This is a genomic window from Mesorhizobium sp. M7A.F.Ca.CA.004.12.1.1 (assembly GCF_003997835.1).
Lineage (GTDB): Bacteria > Pseudomonadota > Alphaproteobacteria > Rhizobiales > Rhizobiaceae > Mesorhizobium.
Genome location: NZ_RZRK01000610.1, coordinates 1 through 3,729, shown reverse-complemented (window position 1 = coordinate 3,729; position 3,729 = coordinate 1). Strand labels below are relative to the sequence as shown.

Genomic DNA, 3,729 nt, shown 5'->3' with positions numbered 1-3,729 from the left:
CGCCTCTTCGACCAGAAGCACCGTCGCCGCCACATCAGCCTATACACGTGCAGGAGGCAAATGATGGCTGGTATAGCAGTTTCAACGACAATCAACGGCGACGCTGTCGAGTATCTTTGCCAGCCGGACGAGACGCTGCTCGATGTCCTGCGCGATCGGCTGGGGCTGACGGGCGCCAAGGAAGGCTGCGGCACCGGCGACTGCGGCGCCTGCTCGATCATCCTCGACGATCGGCTGGTTTGCTCATGCCTGGTGCTCGGCGCCGAGGCTGAAGGCCGGCGCGTCGAGACCATCGAGGGCATGGCCCATGGCGATACGCTGCACCCGCTGCAGCAGAAGTTCCTCGAGCATGCGGCGCTGCAATGCGGCATCTGCACGCCGGGCTTCCTGATCGCGGCCAAGGACCTCCTGGCCAAGAACCCCGACCCGACCGAGGAGGAAATCCGCTTCGGCCTCGCCGGGAACCTCTGCCGCTGCACCGGCTACGACAAGATCGTGCGCGCCGTCCAGGACGCGGCCATCGTGATGAAGGGAGCCTGAGATGAATTTCGATCCACGTTTTTCCGGACGTAAATTCGCCTCCGTCGGCACGCGTCCGATCCGTCCCGACGGCATCGACAAGGTGACGGGCCGCGCCCGCTACGGCGCCGACTTCAACATGGCCGGCCAATTGGTCGGGCGTGTTCTCAGAAGCCCGCATGCTCACGCCAGGATCGTGAAAATCGACACGTCCAAGGCGGAAAAGCTCGCCGGCGTCAAGGCGGTGATCACCGCGGCCGACCTGCCCGACCTCACCGATGGCGATGCCGCCATGTACGACGTCCTCGACAATTGCATGGCGCGCACGAAAGCGCTCTATGACGGCCACGCGGTGGCCGCGGTCGCCGCGATCGATGCCCGCACCGCCAGGCAGGCGCTGAAGCTCATCGAGATTGAATACGAGCTTTTGCCGCATGTCACCGATGTCGACGAGGCGGCGAAGCACACGGCGCCCTTGATCAATGATGCCATCTTCACCGAGGGCCTCGAGGAAAAACCGGTAAAACCCTCCAACGTCACCAAGCGCAGCCAGTTTGGCCATGGCGATGTCCATCAGGGTTTCGGGCAGGCCGACTTTATCGTCGAGCGTTCCTTCAAGACCGAGCAGACGCACCAGGGCTATATCGAGCCGCATGCCTGCGTGGCGAATTTCAGCTCCGACGGCACCGCTGATCTCTGGGTGTGCACGCAGGGCCATTTCGTCTACCGCCAGCACTGCGCCCAGTTGCTTGGCATGGAAGCCTCGAAACTGCGCGTCACCTCCTCGGAGATCGGCGGCGGTTTCGGCGGCAAGACCCATGTCTGGGCCGAGCCGGTGGCGCTGGCGCTGTCGCGCAAGGCCGGACGGCCGGTGAAGCTCGTGATGACCCGCGACGAGGTGTTCCGCGCCTCGGGCCCGACCAGCGCCACCTCGATCGACGTCAAGATCGGCGCCCGCAAGGACGGCACGATCACCGCCGCCGAAGCGACGCTTCGCTACAGCTGCGGCCCGTATGCCGGCTCCTGGGCCGAGATCGGCGCCATGACGGCATTCGCCTGCTACAAGCTCGATAACGTCAAGACGGTCGGCTACGAAGTGCTGGTCAACCGGCCGAAGACCGCAGCCTATCGCGCGCCCTCAGCGCCGATGGCGGCCTTCGCGGTGGAAAGTGCTGTCGACGAGCTGGCCAAGAAGATCGGCATGGATCCGGTCGACTTCCGCATCAGGAACGCCGCGCAGGAAGGCACACGGTCCTCCTACGGCCCGGTCTACGGACCGATCGGCATCGGCCCGACGCTGGAGGCGGTGAAGAGCCATCCGCACATGAAGGCGCCGCTGGGCAAGAACCAGGGCCGTGGCATGGCTTGCGGCTTCTGGTTCAATTTCGGCGGCCAGACCTGCACCGACCTCAACATCGGCATGGACGGCTCGGTCTCGCTTGCCGTCGGCACGGTCGATGTCGGTGGTTCGCGCGCGTCGCTGTCGCTGGTGGCGGCGGAGGAGCTCGGCATCGACTATAGCCAGGTCAAGGCGATCGTCGCCGACACGTCCAGCCTCGGCTACAACGACATGACGGACGGCAGCCGCGGCACCTTCTCGTCCTCCATGGCGACGATCTCGGCCGCCCGCAATGCGATCAAAATCCTGCGCGAGCGCGCTGCGCAGATGTGGGACATTGCCGTCGACGACGTGGTCTGGGAAAAGGGCCACGCGGTCGCCAAGGGCGAGAAGCACGGCAATCTCGGCAAGCTGTCGCTGAAGGAGATCGCGGTCGAGTCGGGCAAGACCGGCGGGCCGATCGCCGGCCACAGCGAACTCGTCGCCGATGGCGCCGGCGTCTCCTTCGCCACCCATATCTGCGATATCGAGGTCGATCCCGAGACCGGCGCCACCAGGGTCATCCGCTACACGGTCGTGCAGGATGCGGGCAAGGCGGTGCACCCGACCTATGTCGAGGGACAGTACCAGGGCGGTGCGGCGCAAGGCATCGGCTGGGCGCTCAACGAGGAGTATATATACGGCAAGGACGGGCGGCTGCAGAACGCCGGCTTCCTCGACTACCGCATCCCGGTCTGCTCGGACCTGCCGATGATCGACACGCAGATCCTCGAAATCCCCAACCCCAACCACCCTTACGGGGTGCGCGGTGTCGGCGAGACGTCGATCGTGCCGCCGCTGGCGGCGATTGCCAATGCGGTGTCGAACGCCGCGGGCGTGCGCATGACGCACATCCCGATGTCGCCGCCGCGCATCCTGGCGGCGATCGAGGCGGAACGGGAATGGTCGAAGTAACGCTCTGGGGCTCGCTCGCCGCGACCGCCGGAGGCAACAGCAAGGTCGAGATCGAGGCCAAGGACATAAGGGAGCTGTTCAGGAAGCTGGCTGAACAGTATCCCGGCCTAGAGCCCTGGATCGACAAAGGCATCGCGGTTGCGATCGACGGGACGATCTATCGGGATACGTGGTCGAAGAAGCTGCCAGAGGGGGCGGAGATTTTTCTGTTGCCGCGACTGGCGGGGGGATGAGGGGGAGAGCCGGGCCTCGGCACCATCGCTTAACATCATGTCGTGGTGGGGCCGCAAGCGGACTGTCTGGTTTCGGGTGCCGATGGGTCGATACTAGGCATAGAACCTGCTGCTTGGCTGTTGTAGAGCTCGAACCGTCGGCGCCTATTCTGGAAATTGCTGGTTCCGCAGTCCATCCTGCGCTGCCTTCGCCGCGTTGCTACCCGCTGCCCAGATCCGATAGATCAGGTTGTCGTCTGCGAGGAAAAACTCGCCACCAAGCACCTCTGCGCCATCTTCCACGAGGCGCTTCTTCATGGCGTCCTCGCCGGCGATCGCAATTTCTGCACTCGCATATGGTGCGGTGTCGGGCTGAGGGCTTGGCTTGAAGACCTCCCAATGGAAGGCTCCTCTGGGATAGGCGCTCTGGATCTGATCGCGGCGCGCCTGCGGGCTCTTTGAGAAGCCTACTTTGATGATGTGTTTGTCTTCGACTTCATCATCCCGACGTCCCAGATAGGCTCCGATGTTACCCACGAGGCGGAGTATGTAGAGATGCTTCGGCCCGTTCGTCTCCCCGACCCAGTAAGGCCGTGAGGCCGGTCTCACGGCGCGGCTCGGGCTAAGCGCGGATTCGAGGGTCTGAATTGTCGGGTCCACGGGCTCCGTCTGCCCATAGACCGGCACTTCGTAGACGTCCAACTC

Annotated in this window: 4 protein-coding genes; 3 read left to right on the top strand and 1 reads right to left on the bottom strand. The window is 64.3% G+C overall.

Annotated features, from left to right (window positions below; translation table 11 throughout):
• Positions 1-63 precede the first annotated feature (63 nt).
• The 3 genes from EN984_RS26105 to EN984_RS26095 are packed head-to-tail and all read left to right on the top strand — an operon-like array spanning position 64 to position 3,045.
• Complete coding sequence (locus EN984_RS26105; protein ID WP_013530647.1) at positions 64-540, top strand: (2Fe-2S)-binding protein; 477 nt, start codon at positions 64-66, stop codon at positions 538-540.
• 1 nt (position 541) lies between these two features.
• Complete coding sequence (locus EN984_RS26100; protein WP_127272500.1) at positions 542-2,812, top strand: xanthine dehydrogenase family protein molybdopterin-binding subunit; 2,271 nt, start codon at positions 542-544, stop codon at positions 2,810-2,812.
• On the top strand, positions 2,800-3,045 hold the full coding sequence (locus tag EN984_RS26095; protein ID WP_027035223.1) for a MoaD/ThiS family protein: 246 nt from the start codon (positions 2,800-2,802) through the stop codon (positions 3,043-3,045). The genes EN984_RS26100 and EN984_RS26095 overlap by 13 nt, the downstream gene beginning before the upstream one ends.
• A 144-nt stretch (positions 3,046-3,189) precedes the next feature.
• Here the strand turns inward: EN984_RS26095 and EN984_RS37870 are convergent.
• The coding region (locus EN984_RS37870) for a hypothetical protein (RefSeq protein WP_164765656.1) at positions 3,190-3,729 on the bottom strand (540 nt) is incomplete at its 5' end.